The organism is Aggregicoccus sp. 17bor-14, from assembly GCF_009659535.1.
GTDB lineage: Bacteria > Myxococcota > Myxococcia > Myxococcales > Myxococcaceae > Aggregicoccus.
In genome coordinates, this window is sequence record NZ_VJZZ01000002.1 from 64,251 (window position 1) to 78,283 (window position 14,033).

The following is a 14,033-nucleotide window of genomic DNA, read 5'->3' on the forward strand; positions in this document are numbered from 1 at the left end:
GCGCCCTGCGCCCCGCTCCAGCTCTGTGTTGGGAGGGGAACGCCATGTTGCAGACCGGTGTGCAGAGGAAGCGTCTGGTGTTGGCCGTGGTGGCCGTGGTCTCCGTACTGGGGTGCGGAGGGGAGGGTCTGGAGGAGACAGGGGCGCCCGGGGAGACCGCGCAGCAGCAGTCGGAGCTCAAGCGCCCGCGGGTGCCGAAGCTGACGGCGCAGGACAGCGGCACCACCCAGCGGCTGCAGGCGATCAGCCCGGTGAGTGCGCGCGTGGTGTGGGCGAGCGGCGTGGGCGGCACCTTCGCGCTCACCACGAATGGCGGGGCCACGTGGCACTCGGGCGTAGTGCCGGGCGCCGAGGCGCTGCAGTTTCGCGACGTGGAGGGGGTGAGCGAGAAGGTCGCCTACCTCATGGCGGCGGGGTCGGGCGAGGACTCGCGCATCTACAAGACGGAGGACGGCGGGCGCACCTGGAAGGAGCAGTTCCGCAACACGGACCCCGCGGCCTTCTACGACTGCTTCGCGTTCTGGACGCCGGAGCGCGGCATCACCATGAGCGATGCGGTGGAAGGGCGCTTCCCCGTCATCCGCACCACGGACGGCGAGGCGTGGCGGGACATCGGCGACAACCTGCCCGGGGCACAGACGGGCGAGGCCGCGTTCGCTGCGAGCGGCACCTGCGTCGCGGTGCAGGGCAAGCAGCGCGCGTGGATCGCCACCGGCGGCGCCGAGCACGCGCGCATCCTCGCCACCACCGACGGCGGCAAGACGTGGGCGTCCTACGCCACGCCGACCGTGCAGGGCACGCCGAGCTCCGGCGTGCTCTCGGTCGCCTTCCGCGACGCGCGCCACGGCATCCTCGGCGCCGGCGAGCTCGCCGCGCCCACGGAGTTCGCGGACACCGTCGCCCGCTCGAGCGACGGGGGCAAGACGTGGAGCCTGACGAGCCGCCCGCCCTTCCCGGGCGCCATCTACGGGCTCGCCTACGCGGACTCGAAGGAGGCCATCGACCGCCGCGGGGGCAGCTCGCGCTTCGTGCCCGCCGTCGTCGCCACCGGGCCGGGCGGGGCGGCGGTGACGTTCAACGAGGGCAACTCGTGGACGCCGCTGCAGGGCGTGGACAACTACTGGGCCGTGGCCTTCGCGGACGAGCGCACGGGCTGGCTCGTGGGCACCGAGGGGCGCATCCTGAAGATCCGCTTCTAGGGCGCGGTGTGCAGGCGGGCAGGCCGCCGCGTGGGACCGCAGTCCCAGCGGCGGCGCAGCGCGAGGAGTATGACCTTGCGCACGGGGTGCGCCGATGGCTGACGGGATAGAACGGCCCGCGAACGTGGAGCGCTACCTGCGCCTCCTCATCTGGGTGGGCGGCCCCTTCGCGCTCGGCAAGCTGGTCGCCTCGCTCCTCTTCGGCAGCCTGCGGCTCTTCCTGAGCGCGCTGGCGCTCAGCTCGATGGTGGGGGTGGCAGCATGGGGCCGGCGCGGGGTGCGGCAGGGGCGCGCCGAGCAGGTGCTGCGCAAGGCCGGCTGGGTGCTGTTGCTCATCCCCATGGTGGGCGCGACGGCGGTGCCGCAGCTGAGCACCACCTACGTGCTCTTCCCGGTGCTTGCGCTCGCCGCGACGCTGCCCTCGCTGGAGCGGCCGCTGCTGCGGCGCTTCATCGTCACGGCCGTGGCCACGGAGCTGGTGGTGGGCTGCTCTCAGGCCTTCCTCGCGCCCGCTCCCGGCATTCCCCGCGCCTTCGTGCAGCTGGTGCTGGTGACGGGGCTGGGGTGTGCGTCCGTGGTGCTGCTGGTGCTGCTCGTGCAGTCGCGGCTGCAGCTGCGCGAGCGGATGCGGGAGACGGCGCGCAGCGAGGCGCGCTTCCGCTCGCTGGTGGAGGCCTCCGCCACGCTGGTGTGGACGGCGAGCGCGGAGGGGCAGGTGCAACACTCCGCCCGCTGGCAGGCCTTCACCGGGCAGACGCCTTCGGAGAGCGCGGGCTTCGGCTGGCTGGAGGCGCTGCACCCGCAGGACCGCGCCCAGGCGCTGCACGACTGGCGGCAGGCCGTGGCGAGCCAGGCGCCGCACGATGGCGAGGTGCGGGTGCGCCGGGCCGAGGGCGGCCATGCGTGGCTGCACGTGCGCGCGGCGCCGGTGCGCGGCGCGGACGGCCAGGTCCTCGAGTGGATCGGCTCGGCCGTGGACGTGACGGCGGGGCACCTCGCCGAGGTGCGGCGGCACGTGCTCTCCGACGTGAGCCTCGCGCTCGTCGGCACGCTGGACCTGGAGGACACGCTGCAGCGCATCGCGCACTGCCTGGTGCTGCGGCTCGCCGACGGGTGCCTGGTGCGCCTCTTCGAGGGCACGGCGCCCGCGGTGGGCTTCGCGCACGTGGACCCGGAGGACGAGCTGCGCCTGGGCGCGCTGGCCGCGCACCCGCAGTGGCTGCGCGAGCTGCACTTCGGCTCGGCGGAGGTGCAGCGCAGCGGGCGCGCCCACCTGCTGGAGGACTACGCGGCGAGCGCGCGCGAGGTGCTGCGCGGTGCGCCGCCGGCCCTCGCGCGCGCCGTCTCCGCGCTCGCGGTGCACTCCGTGCTCAGCGTGCCCCTGCCGGCGCGCAGCGGGCACGTGCTGGGCGCCCTCACCCTGTTCACGACGGGCGAGCATGCGCGGCGCCTCGGCGCCCAGGAGCTGGAGACCGCCGAGGAGGTGGGCCGGCACTGCGCGCTCGCGCTGGAGAACGCGCTGCTGTACCGCCAGGCCCAGGACGCGGTGCGCACCCGGGAGGACTTCCTCGCGGTGGCGAGCCACGAGCTGCGCACGCCGCTCGCCGCGCTCAACCTCTCGCTCGAGGGGCTCGAGCGTCACCTGCAGCCCGACGCGCGGGCGCTGGACGCCCCCTGGGTGCGCGAGCGCGTGCGGCGCCTCAAGCGCCACGCCCGGCGGCTCGAGCGGCTGGTGGAGGCACTGCTGGACGTGGCGCGCATCGCGGGCGGACGGCTGCAGCTGCAGCTGGAGGAGGTGGACCTCGTGGCCCTCACCCGGGAGGTGGTGGAGCGGCTGAGCGATGAGACCGTGCAGTCGGAGCGGGTGGGAGAGCGGGTGCGGGTGCACGCGCACGGGCCGGTGGTGGGCCGCTGGGACCGGCTGCGGGTGGAGCAGACGGTGGAGAACCTGGTCACCAACGCGCTGAAGTACGGCGAGCACGGGCCGGTGCAGGTGGAGGTGGAACGCGAGGGCGCGCTCGCCCTGCTGCGCGTCACCGACGAGGGCCTGGGCATCCCGCCCGAGAAGCACGCGAGCATCTGGGACAAGTTCGAGCGCCACGTGTCCGGACGCCACTACGGCGGGCTGGGCCTCGGCCTGTACATCGTGCGCGAGGCGGTGGACGCGCTGGGCGGGCAGGTGTCGGTGGCCTCGACCGCGGGCCACGGCGCCACCTTCACCGTGCGCCTGCCGCTCGCGGGCCCCGCCCTGCAGCTCGCCGGGCTCGCGGAGGCGCGGCCGCGCGCGCACCGCGACCTGCCCCCGTCCGCCGGCGCGACGCACTGAGCGGCGCCCGTGGACGCAGCGCAGAGCCCTCCGGAGCCGCCCTTGCGGCGCCGCGAGGACTGCGCTGAGGTCGCGCCCCTCTCCAGCCCCCCGAGACCCCCGATGCGCGCTGCACGCCCACCGCTGCTGCTCTCCCTGCTGGTCTCCCTCGCCGGCTGCCGCACGGTCGCGCCGCCCGCCGCCGCCGCGAAGCCCGCCGCCCCGGCCCCCGCCGCCCCTTCCGCCGACGCGCGGCTCACGCAGTGGGTGGAGCAGTCCTTCGAGGCGCGCCTCGCGCTCGCCCCCACCCTCGCCACCTCCATCGGCGACAACCGCTTCAACCACCTGTACGCGGACGACCTGTCGGATGCGCACCGTGCGCGCATGCGCGCGCTGCTCGAGGAGGGGCTCGCCGGAGCGCGCGCCATCGACCCGCGCGCCCTCTCGGAGCAGGGGCGCCTGACGCACACCCTCTTCGTGCGCGGCCTCGAGCTCGAGCTCGCCGGCCTGCGCTTCCCGCAGCACCTGCTGCCCGTCAACCAGTTCTCCAGCGCGCCGAGCGCCTTCGCGCAGATGGGCGCGGGCGGAGGCCTGCACCCGTTCAAGACGACGAAGGACTACGAGGACTTCCTCTCGCGCATGGACGGGTACCTCGCCTGGAACGCGTCCGCCATCGCGCGCCTGCGCGAGGGCGTGCAGGCGGGCGTGGTGCTGCCGCGCGTCGTCGTCGAGCGCACCCTGCCGCAGCTCGCGGCGCACGTGGTCGCGCGCGCCGAGGACAGCCTCTTCTGGGGCCCGGTGGCGCACTTCCCCGAGGGCGTGCCCGAGGCAGACCGCGCGAGGCTCACGGCCGCCTACCGCGCCGCCATCGAGGGCAAGCTCGCGCCCGCCTACCGGCGCCTGCACGACTTCCTGCGCGACGAGTACCTGCCGCACGCGCGCAGCAGCGTGGGGCTGGGCGCGCTTCCCGGTGGGGACGCCTGGTACGCGTACCTCGTGCGCCGCTCCACCACGACGGAGCTCACTCCGGATGCGCTGCACGCGCTCGGCCTCTCGGAGGTGGCGCGCATCCACCGGGAGCTCGAGGCGCTGATGCGCGAGGTGGGCTTCACGGGAGACCGCGCCGCCTTCAACAAGCACGTGATGGGCCTGAGCGCGCTGCGCTTCAAGAGCCGCGAGGACATGCTCGAGCGCCACCGCGCCTTCAAGGAGCGCGTGGAGGGGCTCACCCCGCGCCTCTTCTCGCTCATCCCGCGCCAGACCTACGAGGTGCGCGCGGTGGAGGCGTTCCGCGAGAAGAGTGCCTCCATCGGCGCCTACCAGGCGGCCACGGCGGACGGCAGCCGCCCGGGCATCTTCTACGTGAACACCCGCGACTGGGCCGAGGTGCCGGCGACCACCGTCGAGGCCCTCACCCTGCACGAGGGCGCTCCAGGCCACCACTTCCAGCTCTCCGTGCAGCGCAGCCTCGAGTCCCTGCCGCGCTTTCGCCGCTTCGGCAGCTACACCGCCTACGTGGAGGGCTGGGGCCTCTACGCCGAGACGCTCGGGACCGAGCTGGGCGTGTACACCGACCCCTACCAGCGCTACGGCGCGCTCTCCGAGGAGCTGTGGCGCGCGGTGCGCCTCGTGCTCGACACCGGCCTGCACGCCCGGGGCTGGACGCGCGAGGAGGCCATCGCCTACGGGCTGCAGAACGGTACCCGCTCCGAGAAGCAGGTGGTGGCCGAGGTGGAGCGCTTCATCGCCATCCCCGGCCAGGCCCTTGCGTACAAGGTGGGGCAGCTGAAGCTCTCCGAGCTGCGCGCCCGGGCCGAGCGCGCGCTCGGGCCGCGCTTCGACGTGAAGGCCTTCCACCGCGAGGTGCTGGAGGACGGCGCCATGCCGCTCGACGTGCTCTCGGAGAAGCTCGACGCGTGGATTGCCCGAGAGGCGGCCCGCGACGGGTGCTCCGGAAGCACGGAGGGGTGTCCCCCGAGTCCGCGGGCGGGGTGAGCAGCAGCAGGACGTAGAGGCCGAGAATCTGCGTCTGGTGCGGCCCCTGAGGCGCTGGCAAGGCACGCCTGCCCGACCGGCGAGCATGCGGCGCGACGGGGACCCTCCTGCGGTGAGGCTTCTCGGGCCGGGACCCTTCCCGTACGCTGCCCGCCGCCCATGCTCGAAGCGCCCCTGCCCCTCGATGAGCCGAAGCGCCTGCGGGCGCTGCATGCGCTCGGCCTTCTCGACACGCCGCCGGAGGAGCGCTTCGAGCGCATCGTGCGGATGACGCGCGAGGTGCTCGACGTGCCCATCGCGCTGGTGTCGCTGGTGGACGCGGAGCGCCAGTGGTTCAAGGCGCGCTGCGGGCTGGAGGCGACGGAGACCCCGCGCCGCATCTCCTTCTGCGCCCACGCCATCCTCTCCTCCGAGCTCTTCCTCGTGCCGGACACGCTCGCGGACGTGCGCTTTCGCGACAACCCGCTGGTGACGGGCGCACCCCACGCGCGCTTCTACGCGGGCCAGCCCCTGCACGCGCCGGACGGCAGCCGGGTGGGCACGCTGTGCGTGCTGGACACGCAGCCGCGCAGGCTCACGGACCGCGAGCGCCGGCAGCTCGCGGACCTGGGCGCGTGGGCCGAGGGCGAGCTGCACACCCTCACCCTGCGCCAGGCGCGCGTGGCGCTCCTGCAGCAGGAGCACTTCTTCGCGCTCGCCGCGGACCTGCTCGTCATCGCGGACTTCGACGGCCGGCTGCACCAGCTCTCGCGCTCGTGGGAGGCGCTGCAGGGCGTGCCGCTCGCGCGGCTGCGCGAGCGCGGGCTGCTCGAGCTCGTGGCGCCCGAGGACCGGGACGCGGTGGAGCGGGCGCTCGCGCGGGCGCGCGAGGCGGGGCGGCAGGTGGCCTTCGAGCACCGCAGCCGGGGCGCGGACGGCGCCGAGCGCTGGCTGCAGTGGAGCGCGGTGCCGCACCCCGGGGAGCGGCTGCTCTACGCGGTGGCGCGCGACGTGACGGCGCAGAAGCAGCTGGAGGCGGAGCGCGCGCGGGTGCAGCAGATGAAGAGCGAGTTCGTGTCCACCGTGAGCCACGAGCTGCGCACGCCCCTCACCTCCATCCGCGGCTCGCTGGGCCTGCTCGCGGGCGGGGTGGCGGGGCCGCTGCCGGAGAGCGCGCAGCAGATGGTGCGCATCGCGCAGGGCAACAGCGAGCGGCTCGTGCGGCTCATCAACGACATCCTCGACCTGGAGAAGGTGGAGCGCGGCGAGCTCTCCTTCGCGCCGCGGGTGGTGGAGCTCGAGGCGCTGCTGCGCCACGCCGTGGAGGCGGCGGAGGGGCTCGCGCAGGCGGCCGGGGTGCGGCTCGCGCTGCGGGTGGAGGCGGGCGGGGTGCGCGTGCATGCGGACCCGGACCGGCTGCTGCAGGTGCTCGCCAACCTCCTGTCCAACGCGGTGAAGTTCAGCCCCGAGGGCGGCGAGGTGCTCGCGCGCCTGCGCTGCACGCCCCAGGCGGTGCGCGTGAGCGTGGAGGACCGGGGGCCCGGGGTGCCCGAGGCCTTCCGGGCGCGGCTCTTCGAGCGCTTCGCGCAGGCGGACAGCTCGGACACGCGCGCGAAGGGGGGCACGGGCCTGGGGCTCGCCATCAGCCGCGCGCTGGTGGCCGGCATGGGCGGCTGGCTCGACTACGGCCCGCGCGAGGAGGGCGGGAGCTGCTTCTGGCTCGAGCTGCCCCCCTGGCATCCGGAGGCCCCCGGCACCACCGTCCCCTGAGGCTTCGAGCGACCATGGCCCACCTCGCGCTGCCGGCCTCTTCGCGCACTGCACTGCGCGCTGAGGCGTCACCGCCTGCTCGGCCCGATGCAGGCGGTGCACGGGCCGCGGTCATGAATCCGCATCATCGACGAAGCTCTCGCGCGGCGGGTACACGCCTGCGAGCCGCGCGATCAGGATCGCGACGAACAGGGCGCCCGTGAGCTGCTCGATGATGCAGATGCCACGCGCCTGGCGGGTCAGCGGCGCGATGTCGCCGAAGCCCGTGCTCGTGAGCACCGTCATGCTGAGATAGAGCGCGTCGGCGTAGACGAGGCGTCCCGGCTGGCCGACGACCAGGTACGAGCTCGGATAGAAGTAGCCGACGATCGCGTAGAGGTAGGCCCAGAAGACGCCGATCAGCAGGTACGCCGCGGCGGCGCCGAACAGCTTGTCCTGCGTCATGACGCGCGGCTGGAACACGTAGCGGAACAGGTAGGCGATCGCCGTGAAGTAGAGCGACGCGCTGAACATCCACGACAGCGCGAGCTCGCGATCGCTGTCCAGCCACAGCCCGCGGTACTGGAAGATCACTGCGGGGAGTGCGAGCAGCACGGCGAGGACGAACGCGCCCCGCGTGCGGGCGACGACGGCGATGGTCGCCATGAGCAGCGCCATGTTGACGCCGCTGAGCGCGAGCCGGCCCACGTCCGTGTGCGGCACGAACGAGACCACCGCGATCGCAAGGAGCAGCGCGCCGAAAAGCCAGAAGCAGCGCTGCTGGACGGCGTCGGCCAGGATGCCGCGGGTGCCTCTCGTCTGCATGACGACTCCCCTCCGCGTCCCGCGTCAGGCCTTGCCCGGCGCGCGCGGGACGTCCCCGGCGCTCAAGGGCGTGGAGTGGCGCTTCCACACCCGCCACGCCCCGTCCTCGCACCTGAGCCACGTGTCGGTCAGGACGAAGAGCCCGTTGCGCGGCACGCCGAAGACCTCGGCGCGCATGTCCACCCGGTGCAGGTGGCTCGCAACGCCTCCCGCCACCGCCCAGCTGGACTCCTGCTCGTCCCAGTGGCTCACGACGTAGCCGTGCAGGGTGCCGAGCCACTCCGCCCGCGGCATCACCGACAGCTTCGGGTGGACCAGCATCAGCGCGTAGTCCGGGTGGAGGAAGTCCGCCACCGCGGCCACGTCGCGCCGGGTGAGCGCCTGGGTCCAGCCTGCGTCCCGCGCGTGGAGCGCGTCGAGCACCGGGTCGTTCATGGTGGCGTGAGAGCCTAGCAGGCGTCCCGCGCGTTGCCGCAGCGGCCGGGGCCGCGTCGTTCGCCGCTGTTTGCTCGAGCGCACGGGAGGTGCGCATGCCCGGCGCCACGTCCCACCGGGAGGCTGGCCTATGCTCCCGGGCCCATGCACAGCCCCATCCTCGCTCCCGTGGTCGCGCTCGTGGTCTGGTCCATGGTCATGTGGGCGTGGATGTACGCCACGCGCCTGCCGGCCATCTTCCGCGCGCGCATGAAGCTGGACCCCTACGCGCCGCGCGGCGAGCAGATGAGCCAGCTGCCGCCCCGGGTGCGCTGGAAGGCGGACAACTACAACCACCTGATGGAGCAGCCCACGATCTTCTACGCCATCGCGCTGGCGCTGGCGCTGCTGGGGGTTGGCGGCGGCGTGAACGCGGGGCTGGCCTGGGCCTACGTGGCGCTGCGGGTGGTGCACAGCCTGGTGCAGGCGCTCATCAACAAGATCGAGCTGCGCTTCACGCTCTTCGTCCTCTCCTCCGGCGTGCTCATCGCACTGACGTTCAACGCGGCTCGGGCCCTGCTCTGACGGAGCCGTCCGGAGGGCGTCTTCAGAGGAGGAAGCCTCCGGGCGGCAGCGTGCGCTCGCGCTGCGGCCCGTCCAGCCCCAGGCGCGCGCTCACCTCGCTCGCGAGCATGTCGAAGAGGAAGGCGAGGCTGCGCGCCCCGTCCACCTGCGAGGCGCGCAGCGGCAGCCCCTCGAGGCTCGCCGCTCCGAAGGCGTCGTGGCGCGGCAGCGTGGTGTCGAAGGGACGGTAGCCGGCCCCGGCAGCCGCGAGGCGCTGGAAGGCCTCGAGGCTCGCGCGCGAGCGGCCCTGGAACATGTTCACCGCCGTGCCCAGCACCTCGAGCTGACCGGGCTCCGGCAGCGCCCGCAGCGCCTGCAGGAACACGTCGAAGGAGCGCCCCGCCACCATCTCCGCCTGGAAGACGCCGAGCGCGTGGGTGCAGCCCTGCAGCACGTCGCGCGTGGTGCCCAGCATGCCGGCCGGGCAGTCCACCAGCGCCACGTCGCAGCGCTGCGCCACGCGTCCGAGCAGCTGCCTCCAGCCCTCCACGTGGCGCGGCTCCGGCTGCAGCGCGGCCTGGGGCAGCTCCGGGCCCGAGGCGGGCAGCACCTTCAGCCGCTCGTGTGCCGTCGGGCGCAGCGCCTCGTCGAGCGCGCGCGTGTCCCCGTCCAGCAGATCGTACGCGCCCCGCTGCGCGCGGCCCCGCGCATCCAGCAGGCTCAGCTGTCCGCCGTTCGGGTCCGCGTCCACCAGCACCGTGTGCAGGCCGCGCTCGGCGAGCGCGAAGGCGAGGTTGAGCGCGAGCGTGCTCTTGCCCACCCCGCCCTTGGGGCTGCACACCGCGAGCACCCGCCCGCGCGCGAGGCTCGCCGCGGTGCGCGAGACGGCCGGGGGCACCGCGCGCAGTGGCACCGCGCGCGGCGGAGGTGCAGCACGCGCGGGCGGCGGCGGCGCAGCACGCACGGGCGGCGGCGGCGCCTCGAGCTGCAGCAGGGACTCGTGCACGTCGCTGGGGGGCGCGGGGTCCTCGCCTGCGTTGCTCGCCTCGAGCAGCAGCGAGCTGAGCCCGCCCAGCGGCTCGGCGAAGCGCGGGGGGTCCTGCAGCCGCACCACCACGAAGGAGTCGGCCACCGGGCCGAAGAGCTCGAAGAAGGCGCCGCGGCCCTCGTCCGCGCCGCAGCGCGCGTTGAGCACCTGGCCGCTCTTCACCCAGATGGCGCCCTGGGGCGTGCGGTGCTGCAGCCGCAGCTCGATGAGCGTGTGCTGCCGGCTGATGCCCACCACCTGGAGGATGTCGAAGAGGCGGAACTCGCTCAGCGAGCCCTGCATCACCACCGTCGCGCCGCTCATGCCTTGCTCCCGGAGGGGATCAGGTCGCGCTGCACCGTGCTGGTGCGCGCCATCTTCATCGTCATGGAGATCAGGCCGTAGGCGCGCGTCCACGCCTCGCGCGCCTCGGGGGTGAAGGCCTCGCCGAGCCCGTAGTCCAGCGTCCAGAGCAGCGCCTCGCCCACGGTGGCGTAGGCCTCGTCCGGCACGCGGTAGAGCTCCGTATGGCGCCGGCCCAGCGCGAGCATCACCAGGAAGAGGTCGCTGTCCGAGGCGACCGGGTCCTTCCACTGCGCATCGCTCCAGTCGAGCGAGCGCACCACGAAGCGCAGCATCCCCACCAGCTTGCGCTTCTGCTTCTCCAGGTCCGGCGAGAACAGCCCCTGGTACTGGGGCGCGAGCTCGAAGAGCCGCCGGTAGAAGAGGTCCGCGACCGTGTCGGCCACGGGCTCGGCGAGCTCCCAGGTGCGTTTGAGCGTGCTGCGCTGCGCTTCGGTCATCATTCTCGCGTCAGTCCCGGAATTGTTCCGAAGCTGTACGGAGTGGGGTCCGGAGTGGATGCCTGCCCCGGTCGATTCCCTCGCACGCGCGAGCCCCCTGTCGCTCACACGACGGGGACCAGCGTCGCGAAGGGAGGTGGGGGCAGGTGGGCGTGCTTGCAGGCAGGGGAGGGAGGTGCGCGCTGCGCGTGACGGAAGGCCGTCGCGCCGCTGCGCTAGCCTCGCGCGCATGAGCCCCCGAGAGCAGCTGCTGCGCGAGCGCCTGTCCCGCATCCCCGCGCCGCAGGTGGCGCCGTCGCCCGCCGTGCAGGAGGCGCTCGCGGACACCGAGCGCTACCTCGGCTCGGACGCGGCGCTGCGCAGCCTTGTCCAGGACCCCTACTGGCCCAAGTGGCACTCGCCGTGGTGGCACATGCTGCTGCTGCTCGAGCTGGGGGAGGCGCAGCGCATCCCGCAGCGCACGCTGCACGCGATGAGCGCGAGGCTCGAGGCGATGCCGGTGAAGTGCTTCCCCATCGCGCCTGGAGAGCTCCCGCCGGGGATGGACCTGCACCGCGACACCCTGTGCCACTGCGCGGTGGCGAGCATCGTCCAGGTGCTCGCGGCCGGAGGCCTCGACGTGGACCGTGCGCTGCCGTGGGCGAAGCCCTGGCTGCTGCGCTACCAGATGGCGGACGGCGGCCTCACCTGTGACAACGACGCCTACCGGGTGAGTGGCGAGTGCCCGAGCTCCATGGTGGGCACGGTGTCGCCGCTCGAGGCGATGCTGCTCGGAGACCCGGCGGGCTGGAGCGCCGCGCAGCGCGCCTTCGTGGACCGCGCGGCCGGCTTCCTGGTCGGCCGGGAGCTGCGCCGCGGCTCGGCCACGGTGCACAACGCGGAGGAGCGCTCGCGCGAGCCGCTGTGGCTGCGCGTCTGCTTCCCGCGCTTCTACTTCTACGACGTGCTGCGCGGCGCGCGCGTGCTGGTGCGCTGGGCGGAGCTGCGCGGCGCCCCGCTGCCGCTGGAGGCCGTGGAGGCCGTGGCGCTGCACCTGTGCGAGGCCTTCCCCGACGGTGTCGTACGGCCGCAGCGCCAGGCCTACGAAGGGACCGGGACGCTCGCCCCCGATGCGGCGGGCACCTGGACGCGGCAGCCCGCCTCGCGCTTCCCCCTGCTGGAGGCGACGAGCGCCATCGGCGAGCCCTCGCCGTGGCTCACCCGCCATTGGACGGAGACGCGCCAGGGGCTGCTGCGCCTCCTCGACGCGGGACGCCTGCGGGCGCGGTCCTGACCGCGGCGTCGCTCCGTGGGCCCTTCCTGCTCCTCGGCGTGGACGCGCAAGGGTGACTCCTGCAACTCAGGCCTTCTTCGCCGCATCCCTCACGCTCGCAATGGCGCGCAGCTCCGTTTCCGTGAGCTTGTCCTTGGGCCGGCCCATGGACGCCTTGACCTGGATGAGCAGATCGAGCGGGAGCACCCGGACCCTAAGACCGCCCACGTCCATCCACTCCGCCTCTCGCAGGACGGACGTCACATCCTCGACGGGCGGCAGGCTGCCCAACACGTCGAGGCGGCCGAGGTCCGTGAGGAGATAGAGGTTCCTGAAGCTCGACAGCTCGCTCGCAGAGAGTTGCAGCGGGCGCTTGTCCACTGTGTGGGAGAGACGTGGCTGCAGGCCCGAGATGGCTTTGAGCAGGCGCTCACAGTTCACCTCCGTGAATGGCATGAGCACGTCCAGGTCGTACGTGGCCATGGCCGAGCCATGCAGGACGGCCGCTGTTCCTCCGACGACCACGAAGTCGACGCGTGCCTCCGTGAGCAGACGAAGGAGCTGGAGGAAGTCATTCGCCGGCACGGCGCGAGTCCCTCAACAAGGCGTGGAACTCGACCACCTGCTGCAGACGCCGCAAGCGCTCGGCGGGACTCAGCGCAAGGTTCTCGAGCAGCAGCGTGACGTCGATGCCGAAGTCGATCGCGCGGTCCCAATCGGGCCCGTAGGACGGCAGGTTCGCCCGCGACCAGTCGGACGTGAAGCCGTCGAGATCTGCCGCGGAGCGCTCGGACATGCGAGAGGACTATTCATCCACCGGCACGCCGGGTCAATGCGGTGTCCGGTCGCTTGACGCCTCCGGTGCAAGGCTCGCTCGGTGAGTCGTCGGCGCTGCTCGGGCGCGGTCTCCGAGCAGCGTTTCCGGGAGAGGGCAGTGCTACCCTCGCCCCATGACCCCGCCTCCCGCTCCCTATCCCATCGGCACCCCCGGCGTTCCCTGGGGGGCGGCGGAGGTCGCCACCTGGCTCGCGCGCCAGAAGCGCCAGCGCAGCTACGCGCAGGACGTGCTCACGGCCGTCGAGCGCCTGCGCGCGCGCTTCGACGTGCAGCAGTACGGCACGCTCGACTACGCGCCGGAGACCTACCCACTCTTCGCGGTGCGCAGCCGCGGCTGGCGCGACGCGCTGCCCGTGGCGCTGGTGACGGGCGGCGTGCACGGCTACGAGACGAGCGGCGTGCACGGCGCGCTGCAGTTCCTCGACCGGCACGCGGAAGGCTACGCCTCGCGCCTGAACCTGCTGGTCGTGCCCTGCGTGAGCCCCTGGGGCTACGAGCGCATCCACCGCTGGAACCCGCTCGCCCTGGACCCGAACCGCAACTTCCGCGAGGGGAGCCCGGCCCAGGAGTCGGTGGCCCTGCTGCGGCTCGTCGCTCCGCTGCGCGAGCGCGTGCTCCTGCACATCGACCTGCACGAGACCACCGACTCGGACGAGACCGAGTTCCGCCCCGCGCTCGCCGCCCGCGACGGCAAGGCCTACGAGCCGGACGGCATCCCGGACGGCTTCTACGTCGTCGGCGACACCGAGAACCCCCAGCCCGGCTTCCAGCAGGCGATCATCCGTGCGGTGGCGCAGGTGACGCACATCGCCCCGGCGGACGCCGCGGGCAACATCATCGGCTCGCCCGTCGTCGCGCCCGGCGTCATCAACTACCCGCTGCGGGCGCTCGGCCTGTGCGCGGGCATCACCCCGGCGCGCTTCGCGAGCACCACCGAGGTCTACCCGGACAGCCCGCGCGCGACGCCCCAGCAGTGCAACGACGCGCAGGCCGCGGCGGTGTGCGCCGCGCTCGACTACGCGCTCGCGCACGGCTGAGGAAGGCGGCGGCCCGGGCTCCCCAGACCGGGCCACCGCCCAGGTGC

General features: G+C 73.6%; 13 protein-coding genes. 7 read left to right on the top strand and 6 right to left on the bottom strand.

Annotated features, from left to right (window positions below; genetic code table 11):
- Window positions 1–44: 44 nt before the first annotated feature.
- The 4 genes from FGE12_RS04090 (at window position 45) to FGE12_RS04105 (ending at window position 7,248) form a co-directional block, all read left to right on the top strand.
- The gene (locus FGE12_RS04090) at window positions 45–1,199 is read left to right on the top strand and encodes a hypothetical protein (RefSeq protein ID WP_153864946.1); all 1,155 of its coding nucleotides are present in this window, start codon (window positions 45–47) and stop codon (window positions 1,197–1,199) included.
- A 94-nt stretch (window positions 1,200–1,293) separates the two neighbouring features.
- Complete coding sequence (locus tag FGE12_RS04095) at window positions 1,294–3,525, top strand: ATP-binding protein (protein WP_153864947.1); 2,232 nt, start codon at window positions 1,294–1,296, stop codon at window positions 3,523–3,525.
- Between the two features lie 102 nt (window positions 3,526–3,627).
- The gene (locus FGE12_RS04100) at window positions 3,628–5,499 is read left to right on the top strand and encodes a DUF885 family protein (protein WP_153864948.1); all 1,872 of its coding nucleotides are present in this window, start codon (window positions 3,628–3,630) and stop codon (window positions 5,497–5,499) included.
- 159 nt (window positions 5,500–5,658) lie between these two features.
- Window positions 5,659–7,248 (top strand): ATP-binding protein, encoded by a 1,590-nt coding sequence (locus tag FGE12_RS04105; protein WP_153864949.1) that lies wholly within the window; start codon window positions 5,659–5,661, stop codon window positions 7,246–7,248.
- A gap of 111 nt (window positions 7,249–7,359) precedes the next feature.
- Here the strand turns inward: FGE12_RS04105 and FGE12_RS04110 are convergent, their stop codons facing one another.
- Window positions 7,360–8,052, bottom strand: coding sequence for a potassium channel family protein (locus tag FGE12_RS04110; protein WP_153864950.1), 693 nt, complete (start codon window positions 8,050–8,052; stop codon window positions 7,360–7,362).
- A gap of 24 nt (window positions 8,053–8,076) precedes the next feature.
- Window positions 8,077–8,487: a nuclear transport factor 2 family protein gene (locus FGE12_RS04115; protein ID WP_153864951.1), complete on the bottom strand. Its 411-nt coding sequence runs from the start codon at window positions 8,485–8,487 to the stop codon at window positions 8,077–8,079.
- A 144-nt stretch (window positions 8,488–8,631) separates the two neighbouring features.
- Here FGE12_RS04115 and FGE12_RS04120 point away from each other — a divergent pair, with 144 nt between their 5' ends.
- Window positions 8,632–9,051, top strand: coding sequence for an MAPEG family protein (locus tag FGE12_RS04120; RefSeq protein ID WP_153864952.1), 420 nt, complete (start codon window positions 8,632–8,634; stop codon window positions 9,049–9,051).
- A gap of 22 nt (window positions 9,052–9,073) precedes the next feature.
- Here FGE12_RS04120 and FGE12_RS04125 read toward each other — a convergent pair whose 3' ends face one another.
- Window positions 9,074–10,381, bottom strand: a complete 1,308-nt coding sequence (locus FGE12_RS04125; RefSeq protein ID WP_153864953.1) for an AAA family ATPase — start codon at window positions 10,379–10,381, stop codon at window positions 9,074–9,076.
- A complete protein-coding gene (locus FGE12_RS04130; protein ID WP_228530570.1) occupies window positions 10,378–10,863 on the bottom strand; it encodes a globin domain-containing protein in 486 nt (161 codons plus the stop codon). The genes FGE12_RS04125 and FGE12_RS04130 overlap by 4 nt, the downstream gene beginning before the upstream one ends.
- Before the next feature lie 226 nt (window positions 10,864–11,089).
- Here FGE12_RS04130 and FGE12_RS04135 point away from each other — a divergent pair, with 226 nt between their 5' ends.
- Window positions 11,090–12,133 carry a hypothetical protein gene (locus tag FGE12_RS04135; RefSeq protein ID WP_153864954.1) on the top strand — a complete coding sequence of 348 codons (1,044 nt, stop codon included), beginning with the start codon at window positions 11,090–11,092 and terminating at the stop codon, window positions 12,131–12,133.
- A 66-nt stretch (window positions 12,134–12,199) separates the two neighbouring features.
- Here FGE12_RS04135 and FGE12_RS04140 read toward each other — a convergent pair whose 3' ends face one another.
- Together FGE12_RS04140 and FGE12_RS04145 are read right to left on the bottom strand one after the other, a co-directional pair.
- Window positions 12,200–12,697: a hypothetical protein gene (locus FGE12_RS04140; RefSeq protein WP_153864955.1), complete on the bottom strand. Its 498-nt coding sequence runs from the start codon at window positions 12,695–12,697 to the stop codon at window positions 12,200–12,202.
- Window positions 12,684–12,908 carry a hypothetical protein gene (locus tag FGE12_RS04145; protein WP_153864956.1) on the bottom strand — a complete coding sequence of 75 codons (225 nt, stop codon included), beginning with the start codon at window positions 12,906–12,908 and terminating at the stop codon, window positions 12,684–12,686. The genes FGE12_RS04140 and FGE12_RS04145 overlap by 14 nt, the downstream gene beginning before the upstream one ends.
- A gap of 154 nt (window positions 12,909–13,062) precedes the next feature.
- Between FGE12_RS04145 and FGE12_RS04150 the strand changes: the two genes are divergently transcribed.
- Window positions 13,063–13,986, top strand: coding sequence for a M14 family metallocarboxypeptidase (locus tag FGE12_RS04150; RefSeq protein ID WP_153864957.1), 924 nt, complete (start codon window positions 13,063–13,065; stop codon window positions 13,984–13,986).
- Window positions 13,987–14,033 lie beyond the last annotated feature (47 nt).

Coding starts and splice junctions, on each gene's coding strand:
- FGE12_RS04130 (WP_228530570.1), bottom strand. CDS start 10,863: ATGATGACCGAAGCGCAGCGCAGCACGCTCAAACGCACCTGGGAGCTC.
- FGE12_RS04135 (WP_153864954.1), top strand. CDS start 11,090: ATGAGCCCCCGAGAGCAGCTGCTGCGCGAGCGCCTGTCCCGCATCCCC.
- FGE12_RS04120 (WP_153864952.1), top strand. CDS start 8,632: ATGCACAGCCCCATCCTCGCTCCCGTGGTCGCGCTCGTGGTCTGGTCC.
- FGE12_RS04110 (WP_153864950.1), bottom strand. CDS start 8,052: ATGCAGACGAGAGGCACCCGCGGCATCCTGGCCGACGCCGTCCAGCAG.
- FGE12_RS04090 (WP_153864946.1), top strand. CDS start 45: ATGTTGCAGACCGGTGTGCAGAGGAAGCGTCTGGTGTTGGCCGTGGTG.
- FGE12_RS04125 (WP_153864953.1), bottom strand. CDS start 10,381: ATGAGCGGCGCGACGGTGGTGATGCAGGGCTCGCTGAGCGAGTTCCGC.
- FGE12_RS04150 (WP_153864957.1), top strand. CDS start 13,063: ATGACCCCGCCTCCCGCTCCCTATCCCATCGGCACCCCCGGCGTTCCC.
- FGE12_RS04145 (WP_153864956.1), bottom strand. CDS start 12,908: ATGTCCGAGCGCTCCGCGGCAGATCTCGACGGCTTCACGTCCGACTGG.
- FGE12_RS04100 (WP_153864948.1), top strand. CDS start 3,628: ATGCGCGCTGCACGCCCACCGCTGCTGCTCTCCCTGCTGGTCTCCCTC.
- FGE12_RS04095 (WP_153864947.1), top strand. CDS start 1,294: ATGGCTGACGGGATAGAACGGCCCGCGAACGTGGAGCGCTACCTGCGC.
- FGE12_RS04115 (WP_153864951.1), bottom strand. CDS start 8,487: ATGAACGACCCGGTGCTCGACGCGCTCCACGCGCGGGACGCAGGCTGG.
- FGE12_RS04105 (WP_153864949.1), top strand. CDS start 5,659: ATGCTCGAAGCGCCCCTGCCCCTCGATGAGCCGAAGCGCCTGCGGGCG.